This window comes from Fodinisporobacter ferrooxydans, from assembly GCF_022818495.1.
In the GTDB taxonomy this organism is placed as follows: domain Bacteria; phylum Bacillota; class Bacilli; order Tumebacillales; family MYW30-H2; genus Fodinisporobacter; species Fodinisporobacter ferrooxydans.
In genome coordinates, this window is the sequence record NZ_CP089291.1 from 3,979,871 (window position 1) to 3,995,882 (window position 16,012).

The following is a 16,012-nucleotide window of genomic DNA, read 5'->3' on the forward strand; positions in this document are numbered from 1 at the left end:
CGCTGGGGCGGCTTTGCTTTTTATATTTCAATTTATAAAAATTAATTTAAACCAAATTGTTCAAGAGCCTGCTGCAGTGAACCTAATGTCACGACTTTCGCCGGCATTTCAATTCCCAATTCGATCATCGTATTGACAATTTCCGGCCGGATTCCAGTGATAATCGCTTTGCAGCCAAGCAATGTAATGCCGTCAATGATCCGGAAAAGATGGCTGACAACAGCCGTATCCATAAATGGCACACCGGAAAGGTCGATAATGACACGGGAAAGATTCAAGGAAGATATACGATGCAATACCCGTTCTTGTATCCGTTTGGCACGATAGGTATCCAATGTTCCCACAAGCGGCAAGACTGCGATTTTGGCAGACATGGGTATGAGCGGAACGGTCAATTCTTCAATAATCTCCTGTTGCGATTGCAACACTTCATCCTTATACTTCGTATAATTGGCTGTAAAATGATGGACAAATGCATCGATCGTATAATTGGTCTTTCTCTCAAGTTCAAAAAATTCTTCTGTTGTTAGCTCATGGTTTTTATGAAAATTATATAAAAAGTCCCAATACACTTTTCGAAACGCTTGCAGCCATTCTAATTTTAACGAAAGAGACAATCCGGATTTGGCCCACTCCACCCCATGTTCTTGCGATAATAAAACCAGCACATGATATTGCCCCTCGTCAAGAGCTGTCACCAGACTGTCCATTGTTTGCAGCAGATCGATCGATTGGATTTGATTTTCCTTTACCATTCGAAACGTCTGTTCTGCCTCTTGCATCAACGCATGCAGAAATGCCTGATGATTGACTTTATAGAAATCAAGAAATCGGTCTGACTCTGTCTGTACAAGCTCCAATTTCGTCACTCCCAGCCTTTTATCTTTGACAATCGGGAATTTGATAAGAAACGTGGTTCCGACGCCTACTTCACTTTCTACGTCGATGCTGGCGCCATGTTGATAGATAGCAGAAAACACCTGTGCCAACCCCATGCCTGTACCTTCCGTCTTCGTCGTAAAAAATGGAGTGCCAAGCAGGCGCATCTTTTCATCCGGTATGCCAACACCTGTATCTCGTATCATTAAGTACAGAAATTTGCCTACAACATATTGGCGAATTTCTACTTCTCCCTTTTCCGGTATTGCTTCAAAGGAATTTTTTAACAAATTAAAAAATGCCTTCTTTAATTGATTCCGTTTCCCGTAAATCGTCACGTCCGGATTTTCAAACGTCTGTTTCACAGAAACCGTATATAGCTTGTCTTGAAACAAGTACAAAATCGATTCGATTTCCGAATATAAACAAAACTCTCGAAAAGGTTCCGTGTCCTGGTCCGGTTTGGATACTTGCAATAAATTTTGCAACGTATCGATCGCCCGATCCAGCTCTGCAAGAGCAATCTCCGTATAGGTGTGCGGACTCTCCTTATGCAGCAGTTGTAAAAAACCTTTGACAGATGTAAGTGGATTGCGCACTTCATGGGCAATGCCTGCAGATAATTGTCCGATTGCTGCCAGGCGGTTTAACGTGTTATTTTGCGCTTCTTGACTGGATTCTTTTTGTTGCAATAATTCTCGTTCCTCTCTCAGAAGTTTCAACAAGTACTTCATCCATTAATCGATGCACTCCAGCCAACCCTTTGCCCAAGCCACGTCTTGAAATAGAAGTTTTTCTCATACATGAGCTTTCGGCGTTCTGCAATCCGGGTCCGCTGTCAGCAGCCTCAATCAAAATTTCTGAGCCGATCCGCTCACATTGAATATACCCTTTGCCATCTGCATGATCTAAAATATTGTGAGCTAATTCGGAAACGCTAACAAGAACTTTTTGTCTTTCCATATCCGAAGGCTGCAATTCTTGTAACAGAGTGCGAATTTTTGATAATACATAAAAAATATCATTTTCTGATCGAATAAAAATCTGCTGAGTCATTTCTAGCATTTCCTTTATATTTACATGTGAAATTACAGGTTTTATAATAAATTCTATTTAATACTGTATCAAATCCCCTGGAAAATATCTATCATTTCGATTGCTATCATTTCGATTGCTATCATTTCGATTGACTAGTATTTCATTGAACATGATTTTGTCTTTATTGTTCATACTTTTCAGAACCTTCACGGTTCCCACCAGACATCAACAGCTATCACCTGTTTTCATCCGGTGAGAAACCTGTGAAATGGAATCCCTGAAACATTTTACTTTCTTTCTCTTAAAACTTCTTCCAACTGATCGAGTACAGATTCAAATACGGCAAACGCCTGGCGGATCGGTTCCGGCGATGACATATCCACACCGGCTGCTTTTAAGATCTCGATGGAATAGTCCTTTCCGCCGGCTTGTAAAAATTTCTGAATGTACCGATCGACCGCTTCTTGTCCTTGTTCAATGACTTGTTTCGCAAATGCGGTAGCTGCGGAGAATCCAGTTGCATACTTGTATACGTAAAAACTGGTATAAAAGTGGGGGATTCTCGCCCATTCCAGTTCGATATCCCGGTCAACCGTCACAGCATCCCCGTGATAAAGCAGATTCAATTCATAATAGATCTTTGACAATTCGTCTGCCGTAAGAGCTTCCCCCTGCTCCATCCGTTCATGCACAATTTTTTCAAATTCTGCAAACATCGTTTGCCGGAACACCGTGGATTTGAATTGATCGGCATAATACGTCAATAGATACAAACGCTGCTGCACGTTCGCCGACTTTAGAAGATATTCCATCAAAAGCGCTTCATTTGTCGTTGAAGCAACTTCTGCCAAAAAGATCGTATATTGTGCATACCGATACGGCAATGCATGGTCTGAATAATGGCTATGCAATGCATGGCCCATTTCATGTGCCAGCGTAAACATGCTTCTGACATTGTCCTGATGGTTTAACAACACGTACGGATGTGTTCCATAGGCACCCCACGAATATGCTCCTGAACGTTTTCCCACATTCTCGTAAACATCGATCCAGCCGTTCTCAAACCCTTCCCGCAATTGGGAAACGTAGTCCTCGCCCAGGACTTGCAACGCTTTTGCAACCGTATGTTTTGCTTCTTCATATGTGATTTTCCAATCAAAATCGGATTGCAACGGACAGTACAAGTCATACAAATGCAGTTCATCGACTCCCAATGCTTGTTTGCGCAGGGAAAAATAACGATATAGCAAAGGCAAATATGCATGAACCGTTTCAATTAAATTGGTATAAACGGTGCTCGGAATATTATCTCCGTAAAGAGCGGACTCCAGTACGGACGGATACTTGCGAACGCGGGAATAAAAGATATTTTTGGATACATTTGATGTCAATGTCGTTGCAATCGTATTTTTTTGTTTCCGGTACGTGTCATACATCGCCGCAAACGCCTGTTGACGGACGTTTCGATCCTTGCTTTCCATCAGATGTCCATAGCGGCTATGTGTCAGTTCTACTTCATTTCCCTGTTCGTCCTTCACTTCAGGAAAGCGCATGTCTGCATTATTGATCATGGTGAAAATCGTCTGGGGAGCGTTGGCCATCACGGACGCCTGTGCAAGAATCGCTTCTTCCGCCTCTGTCAGCACATGCGGCTTCATGCGGACCAGTTGTTCCAGGGAATTTTTGTAGAAGGATAGGGACTCATTATGTAAAAGCGTATCCCATACATCATCCGGCAATGCTGTCAACTCAGGTGATATAAAAGACGTTACATTGGAGACCTCGACCGTCAGATGTGTCGCCCTTTCACTCAGCGCCTGGTATTGTCCATTGGACGTATCTTCATGATGGCGCATATGTGCGTATGCATATACGCGCTCTGTCATTTGTCCGATTTGATCATCGAGTTCCAGGCATCGTTTTAACACCTGTGGATCCGCCAGCTTCCCCTGGAAGGAGGGAAACGTTTCGAGCATCTGTTTGATCTTCCGGAACTCCTGTTCCCACTCTTCCAAGTTTGCAAATAAATCTTCCAATTGCCATTTATAAATGACTTCAACTTCACTTCGTTTTGCCAATTGTTTTGACGCCATGAAATCTCCTCCAACTCGAAAATGTAAAAATCGTCCTTTTGCGTACGAAACGAGGTTGACTTGCCAATCGCGCGTTCCTTTCGCTGCTGGAAACGCACAGAAACGAATCGTTTTTAAAAGGGGTTGCTCCACATCAACTTCATTATAGTGGACTTCCAGAAAATGTTCAAAAAACCAGACAGCTTATTTCCCATTTCACGACAAAATTTCTGCATGAATTTTCTATTGCAACACATACTATATCTGGTTTCCGATATGACTTTTATACATATTAAGAAGGAGATGAAACTTTTGCAACAAATGTTCAGCAATCAGCAAAATCAATATGGTTACAGTGGATCTACGCTCTCACAGTTTGGAACAAACCCGCAAACCGTTCAGCAACATATCCAGCAGGACTTGGGGCAAGGGTCTATGGGGGGCAATTATTCGATTATGCACACAGGCGCGACCAATCCGCAAGCAGTTCGCCAGCAGATCGCGCAAGACCTGGGACAAAGTCAATATGCCGGGCATTATATGAATGCATATGCACAAAGCGGCCAATATCAACCCGTACAAAATCAGGGATACTACAACCAGGGAGTATTTCATCAAGTCATGCAGGCATCCCCGACACAGGCACAATACGTACGAGAGCAAATCAACCAAGACATCCGGCAAGGCAGCATCCCGCCATATGCTCAACATCCTGTACAAACATATGGGTATGGTGGAACGCTGTCGCAATTCGGCACAGATCCGCAGGTGGTTCGTCAACATATCCAAGAGGATCTAAACAATTACCAAAATCAGCAAATGAGAAGCATGGGCATGCCATCCATGGGTGGCATGCAGGGCTATGGCTATGGCAGTACTCTTGGCCAATTTGGCACAAATCCGCAAGTGGTTCGCCAACAGATTCAAAGTGATGTAAGCGGCGGTCGTTCCCAATGGAGCAATATGGGCATGCCATCCGTGGGCGGCATGCAGGGCTACGGTAGCACCCTTGGCCAATTTGCCACAAACCCGCAAGTGGTCCGTCAACAGATTCAAAGTGACTTAACCGGCAATCCTGCACAAATGGGGGCAATGGGCATGCCATCAACGGGCGGCATGCAAGGCTACGGCAGCACACTCAGCCAATTTGGCACAGACCCGCAGGTGGTTCGCCAGCACATTCAAAATGATCTCACCCAAGGCCAAGGAACCATGACATCCGCACAAGCAGGTGCGATGCATGGCCAATCCAGCACTCTCGGTCAATTTGGTACAAACCCGCAAATCGTTCAACAACATATTTCTCAAGACTTAGGGTATATGTATCAATAATCAACAATCGAGAAATACAAAAGCATCGATAAACCAGAATATAGAGAAAACAGGCGCATGATAATCATACGCCTGTTTTCTTTCTCTTACGAATACCATGATCCATTCATTTTATCGTTTTTCTTTTTTTCCAAAAGCCCGTATTCAAACGGCATCATTCTGAAACGATGCAGTTTAAAACTTAAAGATTCTTATTGCAAGAAATTTTTATGCAAGGGACACCTGACATTTGCCGATTCCTTCTTCATTCAAAAGAAGTTCCAGAACCTCTTGATCGGCAATTGGTCCAACGCCGGCAGGTGTGCCGGTGAAAATAATATCCCCTTCCGAGAGTCCAAGATTTGTTCCGATATAGTCGAGAATTGTTTGAAAATCAAAAATCATTTCGGCAGGTGTTCCATGTTGTACAACCACTCCATTTTTTCGCAAACCGAAGGATACGGACTGCAAGGATGTTGCATCATCGACGGGGCGAAAAGGAGCCAAAACTGCTGAATTGGGAAATCCTTTTGACAAGACCCACGGATGTCCTTTCGCTTTCAAGACACTCTGAATATCTCTCGCTGTAAAATCAATGCCAATGGTAAAAGCGTTTACAAGTTCTTGAAGACGCATACCCGGTTGATATGTACGGCAGACCCAAAGGACGATTTCCACCTCATGATGGATTTCACCCAATGTTTTAAAAAAAGGGATGGTACCATCCGCTTGTGCAATTGCATGTGTCGGTTTTGTAAAAATCATCGGCTGCTCCGGAATCGCATTTCCTAATTCCTTTGCATGAAGACCGAAATTCCGTCCGACACAATAAATGTTTTTCACATTGGAAAATGATTGATATCCTTGTTCCATCTGCTTGTGCACCTCCATCCGTATTATATCAGTGTTTCTCTTTTTTCGAGAAGCGAATCTTTAGGCAGTCTGCCCGGCACTTACACTTTATTTTATTTCTAAATAATTGGTTCGGATAGCCAAGATTGCAAGATGTCTTCCGTAAGATCCGCTTTCGATTGTTGCTGAAGATATGGAATGTCGAGACGTTCCCGATGTGTTTGAAACAATCGCAATCCCCATTCACAATCGCTCGTTGACTTCCAGTGTTTACAAGCTCGCAAACGATCCAAAATAATGTCCTCTACGCCAATCATGTATACATGCCGTCCATTGGATAAATTCAGCTTTAACACACGATTATAATCAGCTTCCTCAAGCTGATCTCCTGGTATTTCAACGGAAACGCTCAAGCCTTCATGGTACCAATGTCTTCCTTCTTTATGAAAACCCAACGCAAGCAAAAGTTCATTTGCTAAAGGATAATTGCTAAACACCATGTCAATGTCCCACGTTGCATAGGCTTCTTTTGTATAAATCTCAACAGCCAGTCCTCCGACCACAATCGGGTGAATCCCTTGTTGTTCTTCCGTTAATTCCGTAAATATGCTTGCGACTCCAAGCATGGATTCTAATTTGGATTTTCCCTGAAGGCGCTTAAGTTCTTCCTTAGCTTGGTCAATCCGCTTCATAATACCACTCCTTAGAGTTTATAATTCTTACTTTTCCCGAAACCAACGCTTGTTCAAATTTTTTTTTGCATAAACGATCCAAAATTCGGGACTCTCCCGCATCTCTTGTGCGGGTTCTTATGGTGCGCTCTGACTTTAGGTTTAAAAGAGTACGATCCACATGATTTTTTTTGGATTCGATCCATTCATTCAAATCGTCGATCGAGAGTTCTTTCATTGGAATAATTCCTCACTTCCAAGTTTTAAATAATTATACTCCAAAAGCATGAAAAGACGGATGCAGCACCTGTATTCACTCTTTTCCTTTTTGGTTATATACAAAAATCATCCTTTGCCATGCCGGTATCGTATCATAAACATATGGTTTTGACGTTTGATTTGGAAAAGCATTTTGGGATGAGTGGAAAGGAATACATAACATTTATTACCTTATTAGTATTTTTCATGCAGAATCAAGCATCTCATCTATCAACATGCAGAACGATATGCCTGAATTAAATAGCATACAATAGCTAAACCAGACTACAATCCCAGTGCCTTTTTGCCGGCTTCGAGAACCGTTATGATACGATCGACGTCGTAAATGCTTCCCCTCCAGGTGCCGCCGCTTGCCGATTGCAGTGCGGCCCAAAGGCGAGTATCATCCGGAAGGTCCGGATCCGGCTGCAATCCCGGGTGGGGTGTACGGTTCGCGAGAATCGCGGCTCCCTCTTCCGGACGAAACGTTTTATCGCCTTCACCGATAAAGTTGACACTACCTGTCAAGTTGTTGCGGTCGATGATTACTTCTATTACATCGCCATCCCGCAGTTTGCCAATCGGGCCGCCTGCCAATCCTTCCGGACCGATGTGGCCGATACATGCACCGGTAGATACTCCGGAGAAACGCGCATCTGTAATCAGAGTTACATATTTGCCGAATGGAAGGTACTTTAGTGCAGAGGTGAGCTGATACGTTTCTTCCATACCTGTCCCGGAAGGCCCACGACCCATCAATACCATGATGTCACCCTTTACAATTTGGCCGTCTTTAATCGCCTTTATTGCAGCACGCTCTGTCGTAAATACTTTCGCTTTGCCTGTATGGCGATAGATTCCGTCATCATCCACTACAGTCGGATCAATGGATGTCGATTTAATGACAGAACCTTCAGGAGCAATATTACCGGTCGGGAATGTGACAGTAGAGGTAAGACCCATGCGTTTGGCTTGATCCGGACTCATGATCACAGTGTCCGGATCCACCCCTTCTACTTCCTTCAAATATTTTCTTACATTGTATCTGCGTTCGGAGGATTCCCACCAATCCAATACGATGCCCAAAGTTTCGCCGGTGACCGTCTTGACGGATTCATCCAAGACACCCAAAAGGCGTAAATGCAGCATGACTTCCGGTACCCCGCCAGCCAAGAATGCCAAAACCGTCGGATGATAGATCGGCCCATTCGGCAAAACACTTACGAGGCGCGGCACTTCCCTGTTCACTTGAATCCAGTCATTTACCGTCGGCAAACTGCAGCCCGCAGCATATGCGACCGCCGGGATATGAAGCAGCAAGTTGGTGGATCCTCCGAAAGCCGCATGCAGTATCATGGCATTTCGGATCGCTGCATCCGTCAAAATATCCTTCATGGTCATGCCGTTAGACTCCAATTTTATCAAAGCGCGGGCTGACTGGCGGGCCAGTTCTTCCCAAATGGGTTGGCCGGACGGCGCCAATGCGGAATGCGGCAATGCCATACCGAGTGCTTCAGCAACCACTTGTGAAGTACCCGCCGTCCCTAAAAATTGACAGCCGCCGCCTGGTGTAGCGCATGCTCGACAACCAAAATCGGCAGCTTGCTCCAATGTGATTTCCGAATTCGCGTATCTGGCGCCAATTGTTTGAACTTTTCCCGCATCTTCACCGCTTGTCGGCGGCAATGTGACTCCGCCCGGAACAACAATACACGGGAGATCATGCATGCCCGCTAAGGCAACCATCGTTGCAGGCAGCCCTTTATCACATGTCGCTACACCCATGACAGCTTTCCTGGTAGGCAAAGAACGAATCAGCCTTCTTTGGACGATGGCCGCATCGTTTCGGTAAGGCAGCGAATCAAACATCCCGGTCGTGCCTTGGGATCTTCCGTCACATGGGTCGCTGACATATCCGGCGAATGGAATGCCGCCTCTTTTCCGAATTTCCATTGCAGCCGCTTTCATGAGTATGCCGACTTCCCAGTGCCCGGTATGATAGCCTAATGCAATCGGCGAACCGTCTTCGGCTCGTATACCGCCTTGCGTGCTGAGAATCAGAATTTGCTTTCCGTTTAATTCGCCAGGTTTCCAACCCATGCCGACATTTTGCGACAACCCGAAGAGATCGCCGCTCGGGAGATTCAGAAGCATGTCCGGCGTTAATGGCAGAGAACCCTGCGGACCTGGGGCATTTGTTTGCACGTTGTATAATTCGTCCCGGCCTTCACCCATAATATAATGAATCTGTTCGCTCATTTTTTATCACATCTTTCATCGATCATTTACGCATGTTTTCACTGTGAAACAAAAGACCCATCTTTCTTTGCTTGTAATAGCAAGTTTGTGAAAATTGATGTTTGCTGGATTTTGGGTTCCATCCGCGTTGAAATGTAACCCCTTTCAAATGAATCTAAACGTAAAGCAATGTCTTCAAAACGTGTTTCCATATATGATTCGATACGCTTTTGTCCTGCTTCTAGTTGATTCAATTTCTCAGGAATTTGCTGTAACAACTGTTCCGACATAGTTTCACGCTCCATTCTCCTCATTTGATTCTACTACAAAAAACAAAAGTTTCACACAAAAACCGCATCACTTCGATATGATTCCTGTTGGCAACACTAACAAATGCCTAACACTTGTCCACACGTACCCAGCATAGGACGTCAAAATTTCCTCATTTGACTTTTCTGTAGTACAATAAAACGGATTCTTACATAATGGAGGTATTGAAATGAAAAAAGGCAGTATTGAACTGGAAAACGGGAACAAACTGGTGATTGAATTTTATCCTGAATACGCTCCTGGAACAGTTGCAAACTTTGAGAAATTGGCGAATGAAGGATTTTATAACGGGTTGACGTTCCATCGTGTCATTCCTGGCTTTGTGGCACAAGGCGGCTGTCCGAGAGGAACTGGCACGGGCGGGCCAGGATATACCATTAAATGTGAAACGGTGGACAATCCGATCAAGCATGAACGCGGTATTTTATCAATGGCGCATGCGGGTAAGGACACGGGCGGTTCGCAATTTTTTATCGTTCATGACCGCAAATCCACCGCCCATCTCGATGGCGTACATACAACCTTTGGCAAAGTAGTAGAAGGCGTGGAATACATCGATCAAATTAAACAAGGCGACAAGATGAAAGAAGTCAAAGTTTGGGATGAAGAGTAAAATCTGGACAAAACAAAATCACCTCTCTCCGCTTTCATGCGGATTGAGGTGATTATTTTACTAACCTACTTTTTGGAGTCATTCGCTATACTGTACGAATTGCTATACTACAAATACATTTTTAGCACAACCTCTTTGTGACTCTTCTACTCTTCTATCGCTTCTGCACAACAATATCTGCCCATTCTTCATAACATTTCACGACGGAACTCACATCTTCAAAGCCGTAGCCATTTGCCGTAGCCATTTGCAGAAGTTGTTTGACGGTGGACAATACCGGCACCGGGATATTCAACTGCTCTGCCAGCTGAGTAGCCAGCTTCATGTCTTTATACATTAATGCAGTTGCAAAATCCGGTTGAAAATCCCGGTTGATAATTTTAGGCGATTTGTTATCTGTCATACCGCTGCGAGCACCGCCGCCGCTTACGACTTTTACAAACAATTCCGGATCCACTCCTGCTTTTGTCGCGATCATCATCCCTTCGACAAGTGACAACAAATTGATGGCTCCCATCGTATTGTTGGCCAGCTTTGTATAGGAACCGGCACCGCTTTCACCCATATAATATGCAGCTTTTCCCATCGTTTCAAACAATGGCAAACATGTTTCATACACTTCTTTCTTGCCGCCCACCATAAATGTCAAATTGCCTTCCGTTGCCTGTGGCTTGCTTCCTGTCACCGGAGCGTCCAGCATATCCACTCCGATCTTGCCAAGAGCTTCATAAATCTTTTGGCTCGTATTAGGAGAAATCGTACTGCAATCAATCACTATGAGACCTGCTGACGCCCCCTCCAAAATTCCCCGATTTCCAAATACTACTTCTTCCACTGCCGTATCTGCCGTAAGCATTGTAAACACGACTTCCGACTGCCGAGCGACATCTGCAGGAAAGTCGCATCTGTTAGCGCCTTTCTTGACTAGTTCTTCCGCCTTTGCTCTGGTGCGATTGTAGACAGATAACTCATAGCCGGCGTTCAGCAGATTGACAGCCATTGGTTCACCCATGATCCCCAATCCGATAAATCCGATTCGTTTCACAACGTACTACCTCCCCCTATTTCCGATGGTTGCTAGAATGATACAGATGGATTTCGAATGATTTACCGTTTAAGATACACCCGAAATTCAAGCGTTTTCAAATCAACATGTTTTTCCTTTGCAAACCATTTGGACAAAGAGTCATCTTCTCTTTCCATTATAAAAGATTCGCTGTTAAAGATATACAATCTCGCGAAAATTCACCATTCAAAAACAAAAAAATCCAGCCGCCTGTTTTTCGGCAGGCACACTGGATTCCCTTGTTTATCAATTGTCTATTTTACGATATACACTTTTACATTTTGAATTCCGAAATTGCTTGCATTCGCATCCGATGTAGGGATGAACATGTCAATATGGTTCCCTTGAATTCCGCCGCCGACATCAGAAGCAGTAGCGAACATGCCTCCTGTCGGCAATCCATTAAAAGAATACCCTGTGATATACAGTTTGGAGCCAAGGGGAATCACTGACGGATCCACGGCAACCGTTCCTAATTTCAGGGGATTGCCAAAATAATCAACAGCTCCCCATGAACCGTTTGATGCGGCAGAAGCCGTATATGCGGTGGCCTTCGCGCTTATTTCTTGCGAGTACTGGAACGTTTGTCCGTTTGCAGCCGTTGCCACGTTTTGTCCTGTACTTGCATTCGCCGTTTGACCACTTGTGGCTGCAGCCGATTGCATTGCCGCTGCAGAAGCCGTTGCTTGCGCCACTGCTTGTCCACTTGCCGCGGTATTCGGCGCCGCCGGAATGTTAAGTGCGAGTCCTGCGTATATGTTTGACGGATCAACCGTTGGATTTGCTGCAAGCAAATCACTTACAGGAACATGATAGGATTGTGCAATCGTCCAAAATGTATCCGTATCTGTTGCCGTATACGTCGTATAACCGGGGATTTGAATCGATTGTCCTGTTTGCAAATTTTCCGGATCAATGCCTGGGTTTGCTTTTTGCAATTCGGAAACGCTGACATGAAATGTCTGGGAAAGTTTCCAGAGCGTATCATTTGCATGTATTTGATAGGTTGCGGCAAACGCTTGTCCGCCGAAAGCGATACATGAGATCCCTAATCCAATTGCCAACAGTTTTTTTAACACCCTAGTTCTCTCTCCTTTTATTTGCCGACGAGGTTAGCTGACGGGTTCGGGTTGAGGATACACCCCTACACAGTCTGTGATTCACCCCAATGTGAGAATGTGTATGTATACATTCTGTAAAGAATTCCCCCGCTCTTCTTTACAAACGGTTTTTAAAGAAGATTTGGCATGAATAGAGTAACACGGAAACTATTTGGCAAAAAGGCAAAGATATTGGTTCCCTTGCCAGTTATTGTATCAGTACGAGAAGTTGTTATTTCAAATTCGAAATTTCTTCCCAATAGTGGCAAATCGTTAGCAATCCTTTGTCAAAATTCTCAAGATGAAAATGTTCATCCGGTGCATGGAAATTTTCATCTGGCAAGCCGAACCCCATTAGTACGACAGGCACATGCAACAAGCGGCCAAAGGTTTCAACGATCGGCACAGATCCACCCATGCGAGTGAAGACTGGAGTGACGCCATACCCTTTTTCATAGGCCCGTGCGGCTGCTTGAATCAGCGGATGATCATACGGCGTAACAAATGGCCGTCCTTTGTCTTGTCGCGTAACGTTTATAGTTACTCCTTTTGGCGTATGTTTCCGGATATGTGCTTCCAAGCGATCCAAAATATCATCAGGATTTTGCTCGGATACCAATCGGCAGGTAATTTTCGCATGTGCCTCCGATGGAATCACCGTTTTCGTACCTTCTCCCTGGAATCCGCCGTAAATCCCGTTAATCTCCAGCGTCGGCCGCGCCCACATGCGTTCAAGGGTTGAATAGCCCGCTTCACCAAACAACTCCTGCAATCCCAATTCGGCTGCGGCTTTGACATCATCATAGCCAAGTGCTTGAAACGCCTCGCGCTCCTCCTCTGTCAACGGTTTCACCTGATCATAAAAACCTTCCACCGTTACGCGTCCATTGCCGTCATGCATGGAAGCGAGCAGTTCCACCAGGGCGTGTATGGAGTTTGGCACACCTCCGCCATAGATGCCTGAATGCAGGTCTCCTTTTGCAGCTTTCACATCGATTTGCAAGGCGCATAATCCACGCAGGCCATAGCAGATGGCAGGCCTGCCCCGTTCATACATCGTGGTATCGGAAATGACCAGGACATCCGCTTGCAACAACTCTTTGTGCGTTTCTACGAATTCTTCCAGATGCGGGCTGCCGATTTCCTCTTCCCCTTCAATACAAAACTTCACATTGACAGGCAATGTACCGGTTGTTTGCATAAATGCTTGCAACGCTTTGATATGCATAAACGTTTGGCCTTTGTCATCACTGGATCCACGGGCATATAGTTTCCCGTCCCGAATCGCCGGTTCAAAAGGCGGCGTTGTCCAAAGATGCAGCGGATCGACCGGTTGTACATCGTAATGTCCATAAATCAAAGCCGTCGGTTTGTCCTTTGCACCCAACCATTCTGCATAGACGACAGGGTTGCCTTTCGTCTGCATCACTTCAACTTTTGACATGCCGATTGACTGTAAAGCTGCTGCGATCCATTCCGCCGCATGCCGAATGTCATGTTTATGATCCGATAAAGCGCTGATGCTGGGAATTTGCAACAATTCCTTCAGTTCTGCCAAATGTTCTTCACGCCGTTGTGTGAAGTATTGTTCAAATTGTGTCATATGTAACTCTCCCTTTCCTTCCATATGTGTACATCCAAATTATACATGTTGCGCAATCAGAAAATAAACGTTGCGGCTATACCAAGTCAAAAATCATGACAAGAAACAATGCATTCATATAAATGAGGGAATAGCGGAACATCCGTTTTGCCCATGCAACATCATCCGTCCCGGTTAGGCCAATCCGTGCGTAAACAATATACAAAAATCCCAATACAACAGCGGTGATCCCATACACGCTCCCTGCCACATGCAGAAAATAAAACAGCAGCGTCTCCGGAACCATCACAATGGTCCACTGCAAAATTTTCCGTTTGGTTATTTCGAATCCATGGACTACAGGCACCAGCGGAATCCCGGCATTGCGATACTCTTCCGTGCGCTTCATGGCAAGAGCATAGAAATGCGGCGGCTGCCAAAGAAATAGAAAAGCAAAAACAGCCATGGCAGTCCAGCTTACCTGCCCGGTCACAGCAGTCCAGCCGATCACAGGCGGCGCTGCACCGGCAATTCCGCCGATCGCCGTACTTAGCGGGCTGGAACGTTTTAACCACATCGTATAGATGCATACATATGTAAATACGCCAATCAATCCCCAAATGCTTGCCATTATAGTCGTTAACGTTGCCAATGCCAGCAAGCCCGATAGAACGAGCACAATCCCAAGCCATAAGACAGCTTTCGCTTCCAGGCGCCCCTGTACCAATGCCCGTTTTCTCGTTCGTTCCATCCGTCGGTCAATATCGCGATCGATATAATTGTTGAGCGCGCACGCTCCGGCAATGACCAACGCAGACCCAAGGCACGTATACGACAACGTATCCACTTGCAAGTGACCACGGCTCGCCAACCAAAGTCCGACAAACGTGGTAAAGAGATTTGCACCGGTGATGCCGACTTTTGTCACGCCTATGTACTCTTGCCAGCCCCCGAATTTCTTCGAAACAGTTGTTTCGACAGCCGCCATCGCTGCTGTTTCAGCTCGCGTTTCATTTAATGTTTGAACAGATACAGGGTGTTCCATGATTTTTCCCCTTTCGCTCGTGACGACACACAGATGTACAGAATCGATACGTTCCTGCAAAATAGCGCAAAAACAAACCGTTGCAAATCTATGAAAACATGCCTGTGATGCATGAAGGATGCGAGTATATGGATATTTTTAGTATACGTATAAAGATTGCCTGACGTCTGTGAATTTATTTTCACGTTTTTCTTACATTTCAATCACATGTATCATTAAGAATTTGTAAATATCTTTGATTTTTTTGTGCAAACACAATCAATCCTAGTTTATAATGTTCAAGGTAAAAGATATCTGTACACAAACCACACTCCATTTTTTGTGGTTTCAGGAGGCAGTCAAATGTTCAAAAAACAATCTCATTTTTTTGATATGCTTGTCGATGCGGTCAAGCATTTGTATGAAAGCTCTGTCAAATTTCGTGAGGCATTCTATGCTGGAGAAATCCAGGGAAGCGAATTTGCAATCGCAATGAAAGAATTGGAACGGAAAGCGGATGAAAAAACACATGCGATTATCGCCGCTTTAAATGCAACGTATTTGACACCGATCGATCGCGAGGATATTCTTGCACTTGCGTCGAAAATTGATGATGTGATGGATGGAATTGAAGCTTGTGCAAGCCGATTTGACCTATATGACATCACGCAAGTCGACACCATCATGAAATCATTTGCTACCAATATCGAACGCACAATTGCCCAACTCCTGTCGGCATTCTCCGCATTGCAAAGCAGACGGACAAACGATATCCATCAATACTGCGTCGCCGTAAACGCACTGGAAGAAGAAGGCGATCAATTGCTGCGAAACGGGATCAAATCATTGTTCAAGCGCGAAAAGGATCCCATTGTTCTTATTAAAATCAAAGAAATTTATGAAATTTTAGAAGACGTTACAGATTCCTGCGAAGACGTGGCGAATGTACTGGAATCTGTCGTAATGACGAATGCATAA

At 44.8% G+C, this 16,012-nt stretch carries 15 protein-coding genes and 1 riboswitch; of the genes, 3 read left to right on the top strand and 12 right to left on the bottom strand.

The features are described from left to right. Nucleotides 1-41: 41 nt before the first annotated feature. From LSG31_RS19105 to pepF, 3 genes are all read right to left on the bottom strand, one after another. A complete protein-coding gene (locus LSG31_RS19105; RefSeq protein WP_347436630.1) occupies nt 42-1,601 on the bottom strand; it encodes an ATP-binding protein in 1,560 nt (519 codons plus the stop codon). Beyond that, nucleotides 1,534-1,935 carry an ATP-binding protein gene (locus tag LSG31_RS19110; protein WP_347436631.1) on the bottom strand — a complete coding sequence of 134 codons (402 nt, stop codon included), beginning with the start codon at nt 1,933-1,935 and terminating at the stop codon, nt 1,534-1,536. Before LSG31_RS19110 ends, LSG31_RS19105 begins: the two co-directional genes overlap by 68 nt. Nucleotides 1,936-2,204: 269 nt before the next feature. Next, the gene (pepF, locus tag LSG31_RS19115) at nt 2,205-4,010 is read right to left on the bottom strand and encodes an oligoendopeptidase F (RefSeq protein ID WP_347436632.1); all 1,806 of its coding nucleotides are present in this window, start codon (nt 4,008-4,010) and stop codon (nt 2,205-2,207) included. Nucleotides 4,011-4,301: 291 nt separating this feature from the next. Between pepF and LSG31_RS19120 the strand changes: the two genes are divergently transcribed. Beyond that, a complete protein-coding gene (locus LSG31_RS19120) occupies nt 4,302-5,321 on the top strand; it encodes a hypothetical protein (RefSeq protein WP_347439595.1) in 1,020 nt (339 codons plus the stop codon). Nucleotides 5,322-5,528: 207 nt separating this feature from the next. On the opposite strand, the gene LSG31_RS19125 is transcribed toward LSG31_RS19120, so the two are convergent. From LSG31_RS19125 to LSG31_RS19145, 5 genes are all read right to left on the bottom strand, one after another. Further along, on the bottom strand, nt 5,529-6,173 hold the full coding sequence (locus LSG31_RS19125; protein ID WP_347436633.1) for a fumarylacetoacetate hydrolase family protein: 645 nt from the start codon (nt 6,171-6,173) through the stop codon (nt 5,529-5,531). Between the two features lie 98 nt (nt 6,174-6,271). Further along, on the bottom strand, nt 6,272-6,844 hold the full coding sequence (locus LSG31_RS19130) for a DUF6036 family nucleotidyltransferase (RefSeq protein ID WP_347436634.1): 573 nt from the start codon (nt 6,842-6,844) through the stop codon (nt 6,272-6,274). Continuing rightward, on the bottom strand, nt 6,831-7,061 hold the full coding sequence (locus LSG31_RS19135) for a hypothetical protein (protein ID WP_347436635.1): 231 nt from the start codon (nt 7,059-7,061) through the stop codon (nt 6,831-6,833). The genes LSG31_RS19130 and LSG31_RS19135 overlap by 14 nt, the downstream gene beginning before the upstream one ends. Nucleotides 7,062-7,366: 305 nt before the next feature. Then, nucleotides 7,367-9,340 carry a YjhG/YagF family D-xylonate dehydratase gene (locus tag LSG31_RS19140; protein WP_347436636.1) on the bottom strand — a complete coding sequence of 658 codons (1,974 nt, stop codon included), beginning with the start codon at nt 9,338-9,340 and terminating at the stop codon, nt 7,367-7,369. A gap of 38 nt (nt 9,341-9,378) precedes the next feature. Continuing rightward, nucleotides 9,379-9,609 carry a hypothetical protein gene (locus LSG31_RS19145; protein WP_347436637.1) on the bottom strand — a complete coding sequence of 77 codons (231 nt, stop codon included), beginning with the start codon at nt 9,607-9,609 and terminating at the stop codon, nt 9,379-9,381. A gap of 209 nt (nt 9,610-9,818) precedes the next feature. On the opposite strand from LSG31_RS19145, the gene LSG31_RS19150 reads away from it, so the two are divergent. Next, nucleotides 9,819-10,262 carry a peptidylprolyl isomerase gene (locus LSG31_RS19150; protein ID WP_347436638.1) on the top strand — a complete coding sequence of 148 codons (444 nt, stop codon included), beginning with the start codon at nt 9,819-9,821 and terminating at the stop codon, nt 10,260-10,262. A 154-nt stretch (nt 10,263-10,416) separates the two neighbouring features. Here the strand turns inward: LSG31_RS19150 and LSG31_RS19155 are convergent, their stop codons facing one another. From LSG31_RS19155 to cyoE, 4 genes are all read right to left on the bottom strand, one after another. Then, nucleotides 10,417-11,307: an NAD(P)-dependent oxidoreductase gene (locus LSG31_RS19155; protein WP_347436639.1), complete on the bottom strand. Its 891-nt coding sequence runs from the start codon at nt 11,305-11,307 to the stop codon at nt 10,417-10,419. A 275-nt stretch (nt 11,308-11,582) separates the two neighbouring features. Next, nucleotides 11,583-12,407 carry a LysM peptidoglycan-binding domain-containing protein gene (locus tag LSG31_RS19160; protein WP_347436640.1) on the bottom strand — a complete coding sequence of 275 codons (825 nt, stop codon included), beginning with the start codon at nt 12,405-12,407 and terminating at the stop codon, nt 11,583-11,585. Nucleotides 12,408-12,414: 7 nt separating this feature from the next. Further along, nucleotides 12,415-12,586: riboswitch (cyclic di-AMP (ydaO/yuaA leader) on the bottom strand. Nucleotides 12,587-12,660: 74 nt separating this feature from the next. After that, nucleotides 12,661-14,031, bottom strand: coding sequence for a dipeptidase (locus tag LSG31_RS19165; RefSeq protein ID WP_347436641.1), 1,371 nt, complete (start codon nt 14,029-14,031; stop codon nt 12,661-12,663). A gap of 76 nt (nt 14,032-14,107) precedes the next feature. Continuing rightward, entirely contained in the window at nt 14,108-15,055 is a 948-nt protein-coding gene (gene cyoE / locus LSG31_RS19170) for a heme o synthase (protein WP_347436642.1), read from the bottom strand. Nucleotides 15,056-15,397: 342 nt separating this feature from the next. Here cyoE and LSG31_RS19175 point away from each other — a divergent pair, with 342 nt between their 5' ends. Next, nucleotides 15,398-16,012, top strand: coding sequence for a DUF47 domain-containing protein (locus tag LSG31_RS19175; RefSeq protein WP_347436643.1), 615 nt, complete (start codon nt 15,398-15,400; stop codon nt 16,010-16,012).